Source organism: Acinetobacter sp. 802_lipA (genome assembly GCF_058242885.1).
Window position 1 is genome coordinate 909,995 of sequence record NZ_JBZAYP010000001.1, and the last position, 19,550, is coordinate 929,544.

Here is a 19,550-nt window from a genome sequence, read left to right on the forward strand (position 1 = left end):
TCAAATTTCATGTATTAAATTGATTTTAAAAACTCCTAGGACTTTATTAACAGAAAATCTTGTTTACTATAAAATCCAATAATTACGCCCCATAGTATTGAACCCTAATCCCAATACTATGCATAAATATAAAAAGGACACATAAGTTTTTAACAAACAATTAGTTTAATATTTAACTGGATCAGAATTTAATATTATTCACCCCTTACCTCTTACACTACCACAGTGACAATTTAATTATATTTATATCTCAACAAGGTAACTATCATATATACAAAACATCTAGCTCTCTCATAAAAACTCCACACTAAATAAGAAAAACCAGGTATTTGAGCAATAATTAAAAAATTCTATTAAAACTTGAGGGTGAATATCTAAATCCCATACTTATTAAATTAATATTAAAGTCTATTTTTATAGATGACCTAAATCTTGTTTAAGCCAAGGGTTCCATAATCTGAATTTTTGGCTTATTTCGTTGGGTTAATTGATATGCACATAATGATGCGTAAATCCCACTTAGAAATCCATGAATACTACGTGCTTTACTCGTCACTAAATTGTATTGACCTTTCAATAAGCTGAATAACGTTTCTATTTTATTACGCTGTTTTAAGTGATATTCATCTGATGCACAGAGTTGAAAAAACTGCATAGTCTTTTGATGATAGGTAATCAAATCAATACCTTGAATTTTTAATCTGCTTTTTAATTCTTGGCTGATATAGCCACGATCCACATAAAGCCTTGCTTCTAAGCCTTCAACTAAATGCTCAACCATTTTTATGTCCGCCACATGTCCATTAGATAAAGCAGAACATACTATTTCCCCTAATTGATTCATCACGATATGTAATTTGCAGCAATAAAACCAGCCCATCGAACTTTTACCACGTGATGCAATTTTGGCTAATGATTTATGGCGTTGAATCCTTTGTTTTTTACAGACAGGTAAAGTGGTTGTATCAATCCATAAATATTTGCTGCGTTGGCCTTTCATTAAGGCGACATATAAAGCATGTAGTGCCAATTGATGCATATTGATGCATATTGATGAGGTGAATCATCCATTGGTAGCAGGGTAAATTTTTAAAAAGAATGCTTTGAAATTGTTGATATGAGAACACTTATACCAAATGGCACTAAAATTGATTTCTGAGAGACTTAATTTGGCTGGTCGAATTCTTATAGATTGACGACTTTGTTTGAGAAATTTCCAATAAGTTGCTTCAAATTTAAGAAAGAAATCATCGATTACACAGAATAATTCGGTACTATTGAACATCAGGACTAGAGCTTTAAGTTCGGTGTGGTAACTCAACTAATGGCTCTAGTTCCTTTATTTTTCAAGTCAATTTCTTATCCATGATTCGGGTTATAGATAACATGTCATAGTTTCAGCCTCTTAAGCAGAATTCCACTTGCTCACCATACTACTCCATGGTTTTTACACGCTCATCCCTGTACTGTGCACGGTTTAGGCTGAGCGAGTACATTAGTAAGCCTTAAAGGCTACAGTTCTTCAATCATCATGCTCGTCAACGATATACAATGCCGAAGATGATTATTTATACCTGACAGCTAATGTCGTTGAATCAATCCATAAATAATTTAATGAGCATTTAAGAATATCAAGCCCATTAAAAATGGGATTGATATTCTTAAAAATTAGGTAAATTTCACTCAACTATTCATCTCTGATTTCAATAGATGCAAACTCTTGTTCAGGCGTGCCTTCCACCAGATGATGTCTGCTATACAGCAGATAATACAGAATGAATAAACCATAAATTAGCGCTGCCAAACACCATACTTTTGGATTAACCATTAAACCAGCCACCACTGCAGCACAGGCCAAAACCAATGCAATACTTGAAGTGACGATGCCGCCGGGTGTTTTATATGGTCGTGCTAAATCTGGACGGGAAAAACGTAATTTAATATGCGACATCATCATCAACACATAAGAAATGGTGGCACCAAACACCGCAATCAAAATCAGCAAATCTCCTTCACCCGTTAATGACAATACAAAGCCAATTACCCCAGGAATCACAATCGCCCATTTCGGCGCATGTTTATTATTGGTGAGCGATAATATTTTCGGTAAATAACCCGCACGCGATAGGGCAAACACTTGACGCGAATAAGCATAAATAATCGAGAAGAAGCTTGCTACTAAACCTGCTAATCCCACAAAATTCACAAAACTGGCAATCCATGAATGCTGTCCATAGACTGCAATTAATGCATCAACCAATGGTGCTCCTGAGTTTTTCACTTGCTCTGCACCCATCGCACCAGCACTTAAAAACAAAATCAGCAGGGCAAATGCAGCCAGAATCAACATTGAACCAATTAAACCACGTGGTAAAGATTTGACTGGATCTTTGGCTTCTTCAGCAGCCAAAGGCACGCCCTCAACTGCAAGGAAAAACCAGATTGCAAACGGGACAGCAGCCCAAATGCCCATGTAACCGAGAGGCAAAAATGAACTCGCCCCCGCAGTATTTGGCATTACTGCAATATTAAATAAATTGGCAGCATTAAAGTGTGGAACCATTGCCACTATAAACACCAACAGCGCCACACAAGCAATTGCGGTAATGCCAAACATTATTTTCAGAGCCTCACCTGCACCTTTTAAATGAATTGCCATGAAAAACACATAGCAAAACAGATAAATCGGCCAGCCACCTATGCCAAATAAAGCTTCACAATAATTGCCAATAAAAACAGCAATTGCGGCAGGTGCGACTGCATATTCAATCAGAATTGCAGTCCCTGTAAGATAACCACCAAATTGCCCAAACGCCACTCTCGCAAAACTATAGCCCCCGCCTGCTGTTGGCAGCATGGTCGACATTTCTGACATCGACAAGCTCATGCATAGATACATAAATGCCACTACAATCGTAGCAACAAATAATCCGCCCCAACCACCTTGCGCAATACCAAAATTCCAACCTGCGAAGTCACCCGAAATCACATAAGACACCCCTAACCCCACCAACAGTAACCAACCGACGGCACCCTTTTTCAGTTGGCGTTGGGCAAAATATTCGGTGTTATCTGCGACACTCTCCGTCATTATCATTTCATTTTTCATGATGCTCGATCACCTTTTCACCAAATTCGACCACTTTAATATCGGTGAAATATCGGCTTTAAACTTGACAATAAATCATGAGCATAGTCGCTTGAAGTCAAGTTGCTCTTTTTTTTCTTTTATAAGATCAGCTCAAAGTCTGGGACTCCGCACCCAAGATCAGCATGAAAAGGAGTACAACATGAGCGTCCAACAAAATGAATATTTAAGCATTCAACAACTCTACGAATTGGCAAAAAAAGCCATGCAAACCTATCCAGCATGCTATCAAGGCGAGATCAAATTACTCTGCCAATCTGAAAATGCCACCTTTGTTGTGAAAACCGCTCAACAACAATATGCACTACGCATTCATCGTCCCAATTATCATTCCAAACAACAAATCGAAAGTGAACTAGCATGGTTAGATGCGTTAAATGCGCATGGCATCGCGGTGCCGATTGCCATTGCCGACTGTCATGGAGATAAAGTCCAAACTTTGGCACTCAGTCCAGATATTTCAAGGCATGCAGTGCTCTTTCATTGGGTGAAAGGTGTAATGCCTACAGCAGATAATGTCGATCCATGTGATTTTAAGCAGTTGGGTGAAATCACAGCACAACTGCACCTGCACAGTAAAACATGGGAGATGCCAGCCGACTTCCAACGTATTGTTTGGGATCATGAAAGTATGGTTTTTGCCGATGGACATTGGGGTGACTGGCGTCATGCCCCACAGTTAAAATCGGTAGATCATACCGTGATTGATGAGGCAATTTGCCGTGTTGCCACCGAGCTAAATCAATTTGGGAAGTCCAAAGATCACTATGGGCTGATCCATGCTGACCTCAGACTTACCAATCTGTTGTTGAATGAAAAAAAGGTGGGTGTGATTGATTTTGACGACTGCGGCATGGGCTGGTTTATGCATGACTTAGCTGCAGCAATTAGTTTTAATGAACACTATACTGCTGCACCCAAGTGGGTCGAACAATGGTTGAATGGTTATGAAAAAATTGGGCATGTGAGTGCAGAAGAGTATGCGTTGGTTCCCACCTTTATTATGCAACGTAGAATCCAATTGATGGCTTGGTTCGGTTCACATGCCTATACCGACATGGCCAAAAGTTTGGGAGCGCAATGGTCGGATGAAACTGTGCGACTTTGCAAAAAATATCTTAACAACCAAATTCCAGCAGGTATATAAAAAATACCTGTAGGCAGAACCAAACCGTAAAGCATTGAATGGCATAGCTCTTGCTTAATTTAGAACAATATCGGTTCTGTATTAAAAGAGGCTATGCATGATTCAATTTAATCCTCTCTCCATCAACGCTCAAGACATCAGCAACCAAGGCATTTTATCAGCTGCCGCGACAGGCCTAAGTGACTTTATTCTGCAGAAAGGTGCCGATGTCGATCGCATTTTTGGGATCAGTGGTATTAATCCTGAATTATTGCTCAGCCCCACCCTCAGTTTGCAACTCACCAATTATTGCGAAGTCTTGGAACAATCCGCAAAACTATCACATTGCGATAATTTCGGACTGCATTATGGACAGCAATTTCATCCCAAAGCTTTAGGACTGATTGGCTATATTGGTTTATGTTCAGCATCGCTGGAAGATGCATTAAAGAACATGACCTCACATTTTAATCTGCATCAAAAAGATACTTTATGCCGTATGGTTGAAGTCAATGATGCCTATCGTTTCGACTACCAAGTCCAGCATGGTGCAATTTTATCGCGACGACAAGATGCCGAACTCACAGTGGGCATGTTTATGAATGTAATTCGTGAAGTCTTGGGCACACACTATTCACCACGCGAAATTCATTTTGAACACCCACGTCCCGAGTTTTGGCAAGAACACAGTAAACTGTTTAATGCATCAGTGTTTTTTGATCAGCCATTCAATTCAATTTTGATTGCCAAATCAGACCTTAAAACCGCAATGCCACAGTCAGACCCGTTGCTGCTCACCATGATGCTCGACACTTTAAAAATTCTGAATACGCAATCGCAGTCACAAAGTTTAACCAATCAAGTCCGTGCACACATTCAGCAAGATTTGATTCATGGTGAACCCAACTTGGAAAAAGTTGCACTAGATTTACATATGAGTCCATGTACCTTATCACGGCGCTTAAAATCACACGACATCACCTTTACTCAACTAATTGATCAAGTTCGTTATGAACTGGCCAAACACTATATTCAACAGAAGAATTTACCGATTTCTGAAGTAGCATTTTTATTAGGCTATTCCGAAGTCAGTGCCTTTTCCCGTGCATTCAAGCGTTGGTTTGGCTGTACACCACGCCAATTACGACATTAAGTGGTAAGACATCAATAAAAAAGAAACCCCGCTCATTGAGCGGGGTTAAATATGTATGACATTTAAGTTTATTTTTGCAGTTTACTTAAGGCTTGATCCAACGCTCCAACCAACCAATCAATATCCTTTTCTTGGAACACCAATGGTGGACGTAACTTCAAGACATTGCCATATGGTCCCGCAACAGAGGTCAGCACACGATGCGTATTACGCAATTCTTCAATCAAATCCAGTGCCAGAGCTTTATCAGGCATTTTGGTGAAACGATCTTGTACCAATTCGAAACCAATAAATAAACCAGCACCACGCACATCACCAACACAGTCATACTTTTCCATCAGCTTACGCAATTCTGTCAAAAGTAGACCACCAAGGCGCTGACTATGGGCTTGTAACTCTTCTTCTTGAATAGTTTTCAGCACGGCCTGCGCCGCTGCCATTGCCACAGGATTCCCCCCAAAGGTATTGAAATAAGGGATTTTTTGACTAAAGGCAGACAACACATGATCTTTCGCGAGTAAACCTGATACTGGAATACCATTGCCCATAGGCTTGCCTGTGGTAATGATGTCGGGCACCACACCATGACGCCCAAAACCCCAAAAAGAATCGCCTGTACGAGCAAAACCAGGCTGTACTTCATCAGCAATGAAAATACCACCATTGGCATGCACTACATCCACTGCTTTTTTCAGAAAACCAATAGGATTTGGCATTACCCCATCTGATGAAAAAATGGAATCGGCTAAGAAGCCCGCAAACTTAATGCCATTGGCATTCATATCATCAATTTGTGCTTGAATTTGCGCGGCGAACCAGTCACCTAAATCTTCGCCCTCAAAACGATATTGATCAGGTGCTGACACCAAACGAGTTGTAGCAGCTAAGGTCTGTCCTTTACCAAGCGCAGGCGAACAGCCCGAAGTAAGATCACTAGTACCATGATAGGCTTCTTGAGACACAATAATGCCCGTACCACCACTGTATTCACGGGCAATACGAATAGCCAAATCATTCGCCTCAGAACCCGTACACATATACATGGCTTTGTTAATTTCAGTCGGTGTGGTCGCTAAAAGCTCGTCGGTATAATCTAAAATGCGCTCATGTAAATAACGAGTATGTGTATTTAACATCTGCATTTGTTCATTGACAGCATTGATGACCGCAGGATGACAATGCCCAATACTGGCAACATTGTTATAAGCATCCAAATATTGATTGCCTGCGGCATCCCAAAGATACTGCCCTTGACCTTTTACGAGATGCACAGGGTTTCGATAAAACAGGCGGTAAGATTCGCCTAAATTTTGACTACGTCGATCGGTCAGTTTTCGGGTTTCAGAATCTAGTGCACTCGCATGCTCGGCACGGAAGCTATTGGTATCCATAATGGTAGATCGTGTATTCATCTACTATTCCTCTCTCACAAACTGTTTTTTAGTGCATTTGAATGATTTTTATATTGCACAGTGCTCATTTTAAAGACTTGACTTTAGAGCGCGATATGTAATTTTTGAAGTCAAATCTTATAAGATAATTTCTTCACAATACGAACGATAGGATATCTATCTGAGCACTTTTACTATAAAAAGTGAATAAATAGCCTTTAAATGAATTCGCTAAAGAAGCCTGACAAAAAATAAAATTGAATTCCATCATCCCTAATAAATGATAAAACTACTGAAATTTATTTACAGGCTCTATATTAGTAATGTTCATTTATCAACATACAAACTGAACTTTGAGCTATTTAGCAATACTCATCCAATTTTTTACTTGCTCCCCGTACCATTCCATCAACCTTACCCGCTCATCCCAATATTGCGCACGGTTATAGGCTGAGCGGATTCTGTTCTGTGGCACGTGGGCAAGCTGGCGTTCAATGGCATCTGGGTTAAATAAATTGGACTCATTCACGACAGTACTAAATAATGATCTGAACCCATGTGTAGTCATTCGTCCTACATAACCTGAACGCTTAATCACAGCTAAGATCGATTCACTACGCATAGGCTCTTTATTATTTAAACGATGTGGAAATAGCAGTTCCTGATTATGAGAAAGTCTTAAAGCTTTCAGTTCCTCAATCATCATGTCCGTCAATGGCACACGATGTGGCAATCGGTTCTTCATGCGGTCTTCAGGAATATCCCACTTACGCCCTTCCAAATCAAATTCATCCCAATGTGCTTGTAGTAACTCACTGACTCGAACACCAGTCAGCATAATTAAAATGATGGCATGATGTGTCTGAGCATCACTTGGATAAGCTCTAACTTTTCTTAGAAATTCAGGCATATCTGAAGCAGGTAATGATGCTAAATTTTTCACACGCTTATTTTTTAGTGCATAGACCAAATCACCTGCAGGATTATCGTAGCGATAGCCGTGTGCAATAGCGTACTTCATGACCATGCCACAGCGAGATAAGGTACGTTTGGCTACTTCAAGTGAGCCTCTTGCCTCAATCTTTTTTATGATCTGTAAAATTTCAGGAGCTTGAATCTGATTAATACGCTTATTTTCTAATGAAAGATACAATTCATCTAGAGATGCTCTGACATTGCTAATGTGCTTCGGGGACCACGTTTCTTTCTGATTCTCAAACCAATCTTCAGCTACTTCTTTAAAGAAAGGCTTTATGTCCTCATGAAGTACTGATTTTGAATGTTTATACTTAAGTTCATAAGCCATTTCTCTAGCTTTTTTCAAACTAAGTTCTGGGTATGGTCCTAGTGACTCAGATTGACGCTGCCCATGAACAGTATAGCGGACATTCCAATACTTCTGACCTTTAGTCGTAATAATCAGCGATAAACCATGTGAATCTGATAGACGATATTGCTTGTCTTTCGGTTGAGCTTTTCTACATTCTGCATCTGTGAGTGACATATCTTTAACCAGAATTTGTTGTGTTAATTTCTGGGTAAATTTTGCCAATTTTTACCCACACAAAGCAAAAATAGGGTCAAATCGCTTAGGACAGTATCGGACAATACAGCCAATAAAAAAGCCCTTAAACATTGAGTTTAAAGGCTTTTTTATATTCCGATGGACTACTTCGGAAAGAATTTTGGTGGAGGTGGCGGGAGTTGAACCCGCAAACATCAAACACAATAAAACTCAATCAAACTCAGACCTTTTGAATACAAGGGTTTGCACTTTTAATTTCTAATAGAATATGACTGTTTTACACGTCAGTCTGTCAAAAAACCTGTCAAGACCTTATTCATTTCAACTAGGCATTCTGTAAATGGTTCAGATGTCTTTGTAAAAAAGTAGTCATTCAATAAATCAGTCTTACCTCATTTTCATTAATTCACACACTGCACACATACAGTGACATGCACCTTTGTCGAAATCGAATGTGCTGTGCAACCTGATAAAAGGATGCACAGCAATAATGCTTTGATCATGATAGAAACAAAGCCTTTTCTTTAGCACGTCGATTCACAAGCCCTTGCATACGTTTACCGCCCGCATTCACCCATACATCAAACTGATCTGCAGCACCACGAATATCATTGGCATTCAACTTTTTAACCAACGTCGATTTGCTAAATGCATTAGTCCCAATGTTGTAGGCAAGTGATACCAGTGCATCAAACTGATTTTGATTAAGTTGCACTGTGACTGCCTTATTTACAGTAGCTTCAAACTTCTTTAAATCATGTGCCATGTATGTCTTAGCTTGTGCTTCCGTGCAGGTATCACCTTTCATAACTTTAATGCCGTTCGGATAAACTGTGGTACCGAAACCAATCGTCCACACTCCCACTCCATCGTCATAGGCAGCAAGCCGCTTACCCTCAAAACCGCAGATGATATCCACACCAAAAAGACTGACCACCATCTGGTCGATTGCTAGGCCCAACATATCGGCCACTGTTGCAGCTGAGGCTTTTAGAATCACTTGATTAGCAGCATCAACTTGTTTTTGAGTAAGTGTCCCACCGCTGATCTTTCTCAAATAATCAAATATCTGTTTCATTTTACTTTCCTTCGAATATTAAAAAACCGCCCTAAGGCGGCATATCATTTGTTACGTTATTTCTTCAAATCTTCTCTGGCTTCTTTAAGCTCTTTAACCACTTCAATAATAGTTTTACCCTCCTGTTTATTGATGAAGTTAAAGGTCCATCGAACAACAGCCCAACCCGGTAAACCGCATACAAAGAAAAACCCACCTAAAGCAATCATTCCCCAAATGTCCGTTACCCACTCATGTAGCCCCCATTTCACGATAATGAATGCTCCACCAGTTAGACTTGATACAACTGTACAAATCAAACCCACTGCCCACTCTTGTGGCGAGCGTGGCAAACGCATCATGATGACAACCGTTGCAACAAGTGCTATCGCTAAAGTGACCATAATCGCTGCACCGTAGAACTTTAAAAATGCAGCAAAACCACTTGTGGACACTGGTTCCATTTATTTCCCCTAATTTTTGGCAATAAAAAACCCTGATCTAATTAAAGATCGGGGTTGTGTATGGTTATTAAGTTAATTCGCTAAATATTTACCCATAGCTTGCAAGGTATCTGGCTTATCTTGATCAGGCGCTTGCGATGCGAAAATAATATTCGGGTCAATGTAAGGTGTTGTCATTTATCTAAGCTCCTTCCAATTACTCAGTATAGCACCATGCATGGTATAGCTTGAACCACTGGGAATTACGGCAGTTGTTTGGACTGTTGCAGATTGGTTGGTTCTCAGGAGTTCAAGATCATCAATAATCAAAGCTAGGGCTGATCCAGAACTTCCAGATGCAAAGATTGAAATTTGAATTGGTCGACCAGTATTATTTGTGTATGTTGATCCTAATGATCTTGATACATTCTGCCATGTCTGACCAACTCCAAGCAGCGGCAATGAATTTATATCTAAATTATGCGTATGACTTGAAGCGCTAACAGTATTCCCTGTTGATGCTGTTATTGTGCTGGGCGTTCCAAGCGTCACTGTGCGGTTAGCATTTAACTCCCCCCCCCCAGACAAGCCGTTGCCTGCGACTACTGAACGACCGCAATTGGTTGCTGACGCAGCATTTTCATTCTTACCCAGTTTGTCATCCTGTAGTGCCTTGCCCTGTGCAGCAGTTAATGCTTGAGTTGTGCTTGTACTGGTTAGTGTGTCATTTAGTTGAACCAACCCCTTTGCACTGGTGGACGCGGACGGAATATCCTGTGTTGTGGCTGTCGTAATTAAGCCTTTCGCATTTACCGTAATCACAGGAATTTTTAAAGTTGTCCCGTAGGTTCCTGCTTCAGCTCCAGAATTCGCCAGCGTTAAAACGCACGATTCTCCTTTACTCCCATCAAAATTAAATGATCCGGTTGCAGCACCAGAAAAAGAAATCTGTCGTGATGTTTGTAACTTCTGAGCGGCAACTGCTGTTGCATCAGAGTCTAACTTTCCATCAATAATTTCATTAATCTTGGTAGTCAATGTGTTGAATAACCAGTTAAACCACTGACGTGCAGGCTTTTTGCTAACAGAAAATCCATCAGTTAAATTTAAATCATCGGTATTCTTTTGCCCATCTTTAGCAAATTCGGATAGCTTTTCAATAGCCATTTTTAATCCTCAATAATAAGTTCAACACCTGCAGGCAATGGGAAAAACATTTGCACCAATATTCTCTGCATCGTTGTAAATTGCGTAGCGAGGTTTTTAAAAGTCACCGTCATATCTTTGTTATCAAACACTTTGAAATGACTGTGGTTGAGCGCAAGTTCAAGAATTGCTTTGGTTTCATTGATATTTCCTGTGCTCTTATTTTTAAGAATCTTTGCTTTGATCAGTCTTCTTAAAAAATCACCTGTAGGGGTTAGACCTCCAGTCCCCGACTGTCCCGATTCTCGAAAATATCCACCGATACTCGGATCATCTGTTTCCCCAAATGTCATAGCGTTTTCTTGATCAATAAAGCCGAAATACTCAAGCTGAGCTGCACCAGGAATAATTAACGGAGTACCCGTCCAATGCGCTAATTGCTCCAAACAATTACCTGTTGCGGTTTCTAAATCATGGAGCTCGCTCATTTTAGAAAGCAAGTTTTGGCAACCGACAATAGGATCAACTGAAACCCTTATTGATTCTATGAACTTGCTTTTTTGTCGATGCTGACTGGTGACGAGGCCTAAATATTCACTGGTATTTTTACTATCCACTTGTCACCTCAATAGTAATTGTGGTCGCATCACAAAAGGCGACATTACCAAAAGGCAAAGTGTAATCACCCGCATGCTCAATTCCATTTGCAATGGTTTTGATACTTACAACCTCATAGGTTTGTGACTGCTCCGCGCCATATAAATTAGTCACTCCAGTAATTTTGTTCTGCGTGATTTTGTCGCCGATATTCAAGGCATTGGTGTACTCAGCGAGAAGATTCTTAATAATATCTCCTGTATCAGCACTATAATATTCCTTGGTTGTAATGGAAATTTTGAAGCTGATATTTGTCACATCTGCACGATAGATTGAAACGACATCAGGCTCGTTATAAACATTCAATACAGTCACATCGGTATTGCCATACCAATCACATCCCATGGATTTCTTAATATGCATCAGCTTAGCAATTTGGTGGGAATCACCTCCATGAACAACGACACACGCAGACTTTGCAGGAAGGTTATTTTCATCAGTGAGACTTGATTTGTTTTCAAAGGTCACACATCGAGTCACACCATTTAACGCAAGGATCGCCCCACGCAATCCCTCAAGCTGCGACATTGATGCATTAGCGGTTGATAATGACTGACGTTGTCTCAGCTTGGTATCAGACTCAGCATCCTGCCCGACACTCGATGAATTTGGATTGCTGACACCATGCCAACCGCGAGTTGGTTTACCAATCACTGAAACGGTGTTTGGCATAGCGATAACAGCACCCGCCTTTTCTGCGGTAGCCGTAACAACGATCGTACCTTCTGGTGGAATGGTAATAGATACAGGCAGAACCCAAATGTTGTTGCTGGTATCTGAAACATTGGCATTGGTAATACTTGTGCCAGCTACTCCAGTGATCACAACATCGACGGTTGAATACGTCGCAGGTGAAGGTTTAATGCCGTTTAAAGCGACATTACGCGATAATGCTTCCTTGGTTGCAGTCTTTGGCGACATGGTTGAATAAGCTTTAATGGCAGAAGAATTACAGTCAGCAATCGCCTTAGCAATAACACCAATCCACTGCCCATCCTGCGAATCATTTTCGAGGTAAATATCTTCACCGTAGATTTTTCGATTTTCAGATTTTAAATATTCAACAATTTCAAAATAGGTTGGAGCTACTGGTCCTGCATCAGTCATAACAACTGCAACCGACGAAATAGTCATGCTCTAAGCTCCTCTTCTAATAATTCTATGTTTCCATAAATAGTGTTCAGCACAATTGAAACGGTGAGCTTTCGTGTCTCTGGATCTAAGTCTCCTTCGAACTCTTCTATGCTCTGTACACCGGGCGTTTCTAGGACTCGTTGTCGCAATGTAAGCTCATATAAATTGCCTGACCGCTTCCCCAGAATTGACTGATTCCATCCCGTACCGTCTGACGTATCTGCAAACCATTCACCGACCCAAAGCTTCAGGCGAGTTAAAACAGCTTGTGCTACTGCCTCAGGCGAATTAATTAGAAAACTATTCACCCCGACCCCAAAGACGTAGTCGCCATTTTCATCAAGTTTTCTATAGCGCATAAAAAAAGCCGCCTCTCAGCGACCCCTCATTTAACGTTAATTTACTTTGGTCCATCAGAATCACCCCCTCCACGTTGAATCCCACCATGTTTATGAGTCTTAAATTCAATGCCCTCGACAGAAGCCCCACCTGTAAGTGTGGACTTGCCAGTTACATCTAAGGTGGTTTGCATACTGGCCGCGCCTGATACATCTAATGTTTTTTGCATTTCAACAGGATGATGAAAAACTGATTTAGTGCCAATAAAGTGAATTTCACCTGCAGGTGTAATCTGAATTTTGCAGGTGTTGGCATCGTTCCGAATTTCTAAATCTGTTGTAGAAATATCACTAATTTTTGTCGCCTGCGATTGCGGACGAAAAAATGCAAACCCATCTGACAGATCATGCTTTCGAGTATCAAAAGGGTTTTGAATACCACCTGATTGCCACCAAATATCGATATTTCGAGCTGCCAGTGAGACATAACACTCATCACCCTCCTTAATAGGGTGGGTAATGGTAAATCCTCCAGCACAAGGAAACATGACTGGTACATCCATAAGTAAAGGCATCAGCACCAATTCAATTGATCCATCTATTTTTTTTACTGGGATTTTAATTGCGGGTTGTACAACAACAGTCACGGCGTCAGGATTATAGCTATCAACAATGCATGGAAGTGACGTCCATAGATTGGCGAGCTCTCCCTGAATCGCATCTTTGATGATTTGAAGCATATCGGGTGAACGTTCACTTAATGAAATTGCCATTACCCTGCCACCCCCGTGATAGAAACACCAGACTTCGGAACTGTGCCCCCTACAGCGATACAAACTAAACTGTCATGCCAATCATTACCGCGATTATCGCCCGTTCTCTCAATTGAACAGATAATAAACACCCCGTCCGCTCCAGTTGCTAAGTTCGGGTTCTTGTAAGGTTGGTCGACCATTTGGCCACCGTAGTTAATATCATATGACTCAGTTTGCATATTGGTCATATCTACCTGAACTCGTCCGCCCCATTTAAGCTTGGGGTTGAGTAGACAAGTAATATTTAATCCCTCACTTGTTAATTGAGGCATTCCAATCACACCAGTTTGCGGGTTTAAAATCTGCACAGGTTCAATCGTATGTTTATCTATAATGCGCATGTGAATTTCATCGTCTGACAATGTATATGCCAGATCATTGTCCTTGCTAAATTGCTTCATGGTTGTGTCTAGAGAGCCAAATAGTACGCGTCCCCGAATCAGCTTTTGGTCAGACAATTGCGGCGACTCACCAAGCTGTAAACCTGCATCTTCATAACCTTTCAATAGGATGTTTTTAGTTTCTTCAACACTGGTACCTGCTGGCACACACTGATTAATAATGGCGTTATTCTTTGCAGCATCACCTGACTGAGCAAGGATGCAAAGCCATGTATCTGTTTGATTATCACGACCACGTCGATACTGAAAGACTTTACCTTTAAATATGATTTCTAAACCTGAATCTTCATAACCAGCCTCAAGAATAACCTGGCCTTCTATCTTCTGATCATCAATACCACACAGTAAATCCATCGTTTCCTTAGACATATTGTAGATATAAAGTTCAGCCGCCTTAGGTGCTTCAGTCGCGGGCTGGGAGATATGAAAATATATATGGAAGTCTGATAGATCTAATGCCTCAGGAGCATCTTTATTAATTTGGATTGTAAGCCGGCATAATCTTCCCCACTGTAGCGACATATCAATCTCTCCAAAATAATTGAATTTTCACACCTAGATCATTAAAGGATTGGCTTTCGTCAGCATTGCTATTCAGTACAAATAGGCCACCTTTGATTAAGTGCTGATGTTGGTCTAAAAGATTTACACCCTGAATCAATGGTATTGCTGCAAGTATCAATTGCCCCGAACTGTCTAAAATATCGAGGTACCATGCATCTAAACGATAAATAAGACGTAACTTATAAATGATCGAACCAAGGCGAACATTGAATTGCTGATTGGTATTGGTTAGTGGTATCTCATGTAAGGCCATATCAACCCCCAGATACTTTGCTTAAGATTGACTCATTCACTTCTTTTGTTTGAACTGTTCCACCATTTTGAACAGAGGCTGTCCCTGCAGGTGAAGCCTGATTCTCTACAAGTACCGTGGTCTCAGAAGTCATCACCCGGATTACTTTCTTAAAAGTAATATCAATCATGAGGACATGCTCCGTCGTCTTATCGGTGGTGCACGAGAGAGACTTAATAAGCATGTTTGTATAGAGGCGCTTGCCTGTTGAAACAATTAAGGGGAGTTTAGTTTTTTGAAGCAATTGTAATGACTCGTACACGGCGACAAGACTTGTTGCACCGCCAAGTGAGGTACTACCCACATATCCATTAAGTTTGCCAGCACTCTCAGACCAACCCACCTTCATCGTGAGCTCCGGTGTCTCCATGTAGGCATGATCAGAAATAGCTGCACCTGTTTCAGTTGGGTGTTCAGTAATTTTTAATTCATCTTTATGTTTTTCTTCAATCGTCACATCCGCAAAAAGCCCCATGATTGTTCGCCCCTTTCCTGCAAGCAGTAAGGACCCAACCGACTCAGTTAGCAATGAGGATGTGACGGTATTAATTAATGAGCCAATTGCCATGTTTACTTTTCCTTAGGTGTAAAAAAACCACCCGAAGGTGGCACTGAAAAATGATTTCTAACTTACTTTTTCCAAACCTTTCGAAACCATGAAAACATTTTTTTATCTGGGTCGTTTACAGTTACTCCTGACCATGTATCACCATTTTCATTAATTTCAACTACAACAAATCTTTCGTTAGGAACTATTTTCTTTACTTTATCTCTTATTAGCTGAGCAGTGAACTTTCCAGATGGATCTGTTAAAAACCAAGTATCTCCAACCCAATGCCACCAACCAAGGCCATTACTTTTGAAAAACTCCTTTAAAGCGTCATTATGTTTCTGAGTTAAATTCTGCAAACAAACTATATACCTACGCTTCATCATTAACATCCTCACTCGTATCTACTCTGGCTGTGAGTGCTTTAGTGTTTTGAGTGTTGATTGTTTTAAATTCACCATTTAGGCTATCTTCTGGCACATGTTTTTCGAGAGCAAGTTTTTCAATATTGAATTTCTCACTTCTAAGAATGTCAGTTTTATTTGTAAATAAACAAAAGAAAAAAGCAACCAAAATTGCGATAATCATTATAACGACTAAAATAAACAAGCCAATTAATATCAATTTATCAGCATTAAAAATACTAGCTAAAGTAGTTGCACACAGTAATGATCCTAATATCCAAGCTAAGATACTCAGAATAGATGACCTTGAACCAAAGGAATTGGCTTGTTGCAATATATGCTTGACGTAATCCATAAAGCTTTCATAAGCCTCATTATTTAATTTTAAATAAGTTTGCATATTACTAACCTCTTCTTTATAAATCTATAAATTATTGCTTTTTAAAAAATTCCAAGGTGTTGAGATGAGAAAACTATTACTTTTAGCAGTGGCTTCAACTTTCAGTGTTGGAGTTTGGGCTGATTGCTCAACCGCAAAGACCTCTCTCGAGAGTCAAAAATGTCTTAACAATGAGGTAAGATCACTGCGACTACAACTAGAAAAAGTGTATCAAAATGCACAAGAACAAACTCAAGCAAAATCTGAGCTAAAACAATCACAAGATCTTTGGGTAAGATATAAAGAAATGCAGTGCGGTGATTTTATTGTCGCTGACACTCAAGGGAGTCCCGCAACAGTTGAGTACGACTTAACTTGCCAATCGACTCTCTATAAACAACGAATTGCATTCCTTAAGAGTATATTTAACTAACCTGCCAGTGGGCTCATTGCATTCCTCGCCATAAACGCCAGCTGATTTTCTTGCTGGCGTTTTACTGCATTGGCCGATTCAATTGGCTCTCGCGCACCATTAATTGTCATATCAGTGGTAAAGCTTTGATGGATAGTTACATTTGAGGCTGTCATATTGGAGGAGTTACTCACTTGAGATTTATGCGGATTACTTTTGGGAATATCCGCATTTTGTGCAAATTTCGCCAAGTCATTAGGATTCTTGGCAGGTGATGGTGTCACTTGTTGATTTGCCTTACTGCTTGGTGTGGTGATGTAAAAAGCACCCGGCTTTTTCCAAGTGTCAGCTGATGGCGTCGCATGCACATGAATTGCATTTCCAGATCCATAGATTTGACCAGATGCCTTCGCTTGCTTTTCTACCTCTCGCACCCATTTTTTAGTCGCTGTGCTCGCTTCTCCTAAAAAATTTGGATTAGCGTAAGAAATGTTGCTACCAACACTTGAAGATTTACCATTTGCTCTTTCTTCAAGATATTTGCGAACAAACTGCTCCATCTTCTTAGATACACGTTTCATAGGAACTTTATCAACACTTCCGTATGCACCCTTTCGTGGGGCATTAATATCAGAAAATGCCCACCGCTGATTCACAACCTCCTTAATTGACCCACCAAATTTTCCAGAAGCTGTGCGGTTCAGAATTGTATCAATTACACCTGCTGCTTGATTTTCAAAGTTCTTACCTTTAAGAGAAGGAACTACTTCTGTTGAGGCTACTTTCATGATTCGCACAATATCAGCTTCCGAAAGTTCAAGTTTCTTCCCAGTTTTAGTTACCGTTCCCTTAACTGCATTTTGTACCGCTTTAGCTGTTCCAAGAGCAATATCTTTAGCAGTCACGGCGGATTTACCCTCATTAATCTCAACAGCTTTTTGAGCTTCCTTATTGCCTAAAAATGCAAGGGTTTTGGCTACACCTGATCCAACTGCATCTAGAGCCTTTCTTCCAGTTTCAGTCTTTGCAATTTTATCATTGAGAGCATCTGCACCTTTTTGGGCAATATTTTTTGCTTCATCTTTGGCGATATCGACAACTTCTTTAATGGCTTCCACTGGATCGGAAATAATCTTTTGAACAAAATTAACGACCTTATCCTTAACTTTTTCCAACATGGCTAAAAAATCTTTGATCTTCGCGATGATCTTATCAATACCGTTCGTCCACTTGGACCAGTCAATTAAAGACTTTCCACCTTCCTTCCATGTCTTGTAGTCGTCATATAGCAAATACAGAGCAGATGCTAAGGCAAGGATGATACCGATCGGCGATGCAAGGAAAGCAAGTCTGAACAACTTAAGCAGACCAATAAAGCCTTTCAACATTGGGATAAACTTAAAAATCATTCCAAATGTTTTAATAAAAGCACCAAGTACAAGGGCTGCCATACCAAAACGAAGAGCGATTCCTAAACCCTCTTTAATCTGCGGATTCAACTGACTGAATGCAGATACACCCGCCATAATTAAAGTGTTTAGTAACTTTAAAATGGGAATTAAAGCTTTACCCGCCTGCATCACAATGACCTGAAAACCTGTCTTAGTCATCATGGTTAGATCACGATACTCCGACATGAATTCGTTGCCTGATTTGGCAAGATCATCATTCATTCCGAGTTCTTTTTGTATCTTCTGGTATTTATCCATGTTAGATACAAACTTACCATCGCGCATGGCCAGTAAAGTATTTTGATCAATACCTAAAGAACTTGCATAGGCATTCGCTTGGTGAGCGGGCATTTTAGATAAAACACCACTTAGATCTTTCATCACCTCAACACGGTCGCGCATTGCGCCATTGGCATCTTTGGTTTGAACGCCAAGACTATTAATCTGACTTTCATAGCCTGGTGAATTACGCATTTTCTCAGCAAGCGACTCCAGAGAGCCGACAGCACCCTCAGCACTACCGCCAAGCTGAGCAATCGCATTGCCATATGCATTGATGTTGGTGACACTGGCACCAATACGCTGTGATGAGAAGTAAAGCTTATCTAGTTCACTTGCCGTCTGACGCACTGCTACGACGGCGCCAGTTGCTAAGGCTAGTAAAGCACCTTTTAATGCTGCTGCTTTAAGCTCCACACCGCCCATGGCATCTTGCATTTGCTTTAAGCCTGAATTGTCAGTCTTAAAACCTAATGCGACCATGAAGTCACGAATTACACCTGCTTGTGCCATGGGAATACCTTTATTTTATAACTTCAATTAGTTTTGCTACGGCAGTAATAATAGGAGCCGCCTGCCAGATTAATATGCCGAAGATAAAAACTAGACCGATCACATACGTCCAAGTTCTTAGAGTTTTACTTTCAGACAATTTATTCATCACTTTATCAACCTGTATATTTAGGTTAAAATTCATTTACGGTTTGCTTCCTTCTGGTCAAGGTTGTGAACACAAAAGACCTCGATGCTCGAACATCGGGGTTTTTGCTTTTCTGGGCTTATTGAAACGCATCCAATCCATTAAAATTATTGGAAATGTTTCCTAAAACTCCAGACATAAAAAAGCCGAGATTAATTCTCGGCTATTCGGTTCATTGATTTCAT

19 protein-coding genes and 1 pseudogene are annotated in these 19,550 nt (G+C 40.3%); 3 read left to right on the top strand and 17 right to left on the bottom strand.

Features of this window, described 5'->3' with window-relative positions; all coding sequences use genetic code 11:
* Positions 1-436: 436 nt before the first annotated feature.
* A pseudogene (locus AC4CU3_RS04570) lies at positions 437-1,285 on the bottom strand (IS982 family transposase).
* A gap of 402 nt (positions 1,286-1,687) precedes the next feature.
* Positions 1,688-3,109: an ethanolamine permease gene (eat, locus tag AC4CU3_RS04575; RefSeq protein WP_178927753.1), complete on the bottom strand. Its 1,422-nt coding sequence runs from the start codon at positions 3,107-3,109 to the stop codon at positions 1,688-1,690.
* Between the two features lie 181 nt (positions 3,110-3,290).
* On the opposite strand from eat, the gene AC4CU3_RS04580 reads away from it, so the two are divergent.
* Positions 3,291-4,295: a phosphotransferase gene (locus tag AC4CU3_RS04580; RefSeq protein WP_279042705.1), complete on the top strand. Its 1,005-nt coding sequence runs from the start codon at positions 3,291-3,293 to the stop codon at positions 4,293-4,295.
* 97 nt (positions 4,296-4,392) lie between these two features.
* Positions 4,393-5,427, top strand: a complete 1,035-nt coding sequence (gene qhpR / locus AC4CU3_RS04585) for an AraC-like transcriptional regulator QhpR (protein ID WP_178927755.1) — start codon at positions 4,393-4,395, stop codon at positions 5,425-5,427.
* A 68-nt stretch (positions 5,428-5,495) separates the two neighbouring features.
* Here the strand turns inward: qhpR and AC4CU3_RS04590 are convergent, their stop codons facing one another.
* The 14 genes from AC4CU3_RS04590 to AC4CU3_RS04655 all read right to left on the bottom strand — a co-directional run bounded on the left by AC4CU3_RS04590 (position 5,496) and on the right by AC4CU3_RS04655 (position 16,544).
* Positions 5,496-6,839, bottom strand: coding sequence for an aspartate aminotransferase family protein (locus tag AC4CU3_RS04590; protein WP_279042708.1), 1,344 nt, complete (start codon positions 6,837-6,839; stop codon positions 5,496-5,498).
* Positions 6,840-7,176: 337 nt separating this feature from the next.
* Complete coding sequence (locus AC4CU3_RS04595) at positions 7,177-8,322, bottom strand: phage integrase central domain-containing protein (protein WP_279042710.1); 1,146 nt, start codon at positions 8,320-8,322, stop codon at positions 7,177-7,179.
* Positions 8,323-8,842: 520 nt separating this feature from the next.
* The gene (locus AC4CU3_RS04600; protein ID WP_490737999.1) at positions 8,843-9,421 is read right to left on the bottom strand and encodes a lysozyme; all 579 of its coding nucleotides are present in this window, start codon (positions 9,419-9,421) and stop codon (positions 8,843-8,845) included.
* 56 nt (positions 9,422-9,477) lie between these two features.
* A complete protein-coding gene (locus tag AC4CU3_RS04605; protein ID WP_004980415.1) occupies positions 9,478-9,864 on the bottom strand; it encodes a hypothetical protein in 387 nt (128 codons plus the stop codon).
* A gap of 177 nt (positions 9,865-10,041) precedes the next feature.
* Positions 10,042-11,010: a hypothetical protein gene (locus AC4CU3_RS04610; protein WP_490738000.1), complete on the bottom strand. Its 969-nt coding sequence runs from the start codon at positions 11,008-11,010 to the stop codon at positions 10,042-10,044.
* A 2-nt stretch (positions 11,011-11,012) separates the two neighbouring features.
* Entirely contained in the window at positions 11,013-11,606 is a 594-nt protein-coding gene (locus tag AC4CU3_RS04615; protein ID WP_490738001.1) for a baseplate wedge 1 family protein, read from the bottom strand.
* Entirely contained in the window at positions 11,599-12,780 is a 1,182-nt protein-coding gene (locus tag AC4CU3_RS04620) for a baseplate J/gp47 family protein (RefSeq protein ID WP_490738002.1), read from the bottom strand. Before AC4CU3_RS04620 ends, AC4CU3_RS04615 begins: the two co-directional genes overlap by 8 nt.
* Positions 12,777-13,139, bottom strand: a complete 363-nt coding sequence (locus AC4CU3_RS04625) for a contractile injection system sheath initiator (protein WP_279664603.1) — start codon at positions 13,137-13,139, stop codon at positions 12,777-12,779. The genes AC4CU3_RS04620 and AC4CU3_RS04625 overlap by 4 nt, the downstream gene beginning before the upstream one ends.
* Positions 13,140-13,180: 41 nt before the next feature.
* Positions 13,181-13,891, bottom strand: coding sequence for a Gp138 family membrane-puncturing spike protein (locus tag AC4CU3_RS04630; protein ID WP_348958704.1), 711 nt, complete (start codon positions 13,889-13,891; stop codon positions 13,181-13,183).
* Positions 13,891-14,856 (bottom strand): baseplate hub protein, encoded by a 966-nt coding sequence (locus tag AC4CU3_RS04635; protein ID WP_490738003.1) that lies wholly within the window; start codon positions 14,854-14,856, stop codon positions 13,891-13,893. The genes AC4CU3_RS04630 and AC4CU3_RS04635 overlap by 1 nt, the downstream gene beginning before the upstream one ends.
* Position 14,857: 1 nt before the next feature.
* Positions 14,858-15,151 (bottom strand): phage baseplate plug family protein, encoded by a 294-nt coding sequence (locus AC4CU3_RS04640; RefSeq protein WP_348958701.1) that lies wholly within the window; start codon positions 15,149-15,151, stop codon positions 14,858-14,860.
* Between the two features lies 1 nt (position 15,152).
* The gene (locus AC4CU3_RS04645) at positions 15,153-15,758 is read right to left on the bottom strand and encodes a phage baseplate protein (protein WP_490738004.1); all 606 of its coding nucleotides are present in this window, start codon (positions 15,756-15,758) and stop codon (positions 15,153-15,155) included.
* A 62-nt stretch (positions 15,759-15,820) separates the two neighbouring features.
* Entirely contained in the window at positions 15,821-16,099 is a 279-nt protein-coding gene (locus AC4CU3_RS04650) for a hypothetical protein (RefSeq protein ID WP_490738005.1), read from the bottom strand.
* Positions 16,100-16,112: 13 nt separating this feature from the next.
* On the bottom strand, positions 16,113-16,544 hold the full coding sequence (locus tag AC4CU3_RS04655; protein ID WP_317455358.1) for a hypothetical protein: 432 nt from the start codon (positions 16,542-16,544) through the stop codon (positions 16,113-16,115).
* 64 nt (positions 16,545-16,608) lie between these two features.
* Here AC4CU3_RS04655 and AC4CU3_RS04660 point away from each other — a divergent pair, with 64 nt between their 5' ends.
* Positions 16,609-16,956, top strand: a complete 348-nt coding sequence (locus AC4CU3_RS04660; RefSeq protein ID WP_490738006.1) for a lysozyme inhibitor LprI family protein — start codon at positions 16,609-16,611, stop codon at positions 16,954-16,956.
* Here the strand turns inward: AC4CU3_RS04660 and AC4CU3_RS04665 are convergent.
* Positions 16,953-19,178 carry a phage tail tape measure protein gene (locus AC4CU3_RS04665; RefSeq protein WP_490738008.1) on the bottom strand — a complete coding sequence of 742 codons (2,226 nt, stop codon included), beginning with the start codon at positions 19,176-19,178 and terminating at the stop codon, positions 16,953-16,955. The genes AC4CU3_RS04660 and AC4CU3_RS04665 overlap by 4 nt on opposite strands.
* Positions 19,179-19,550: the final 372 nt, after the last annotated feature.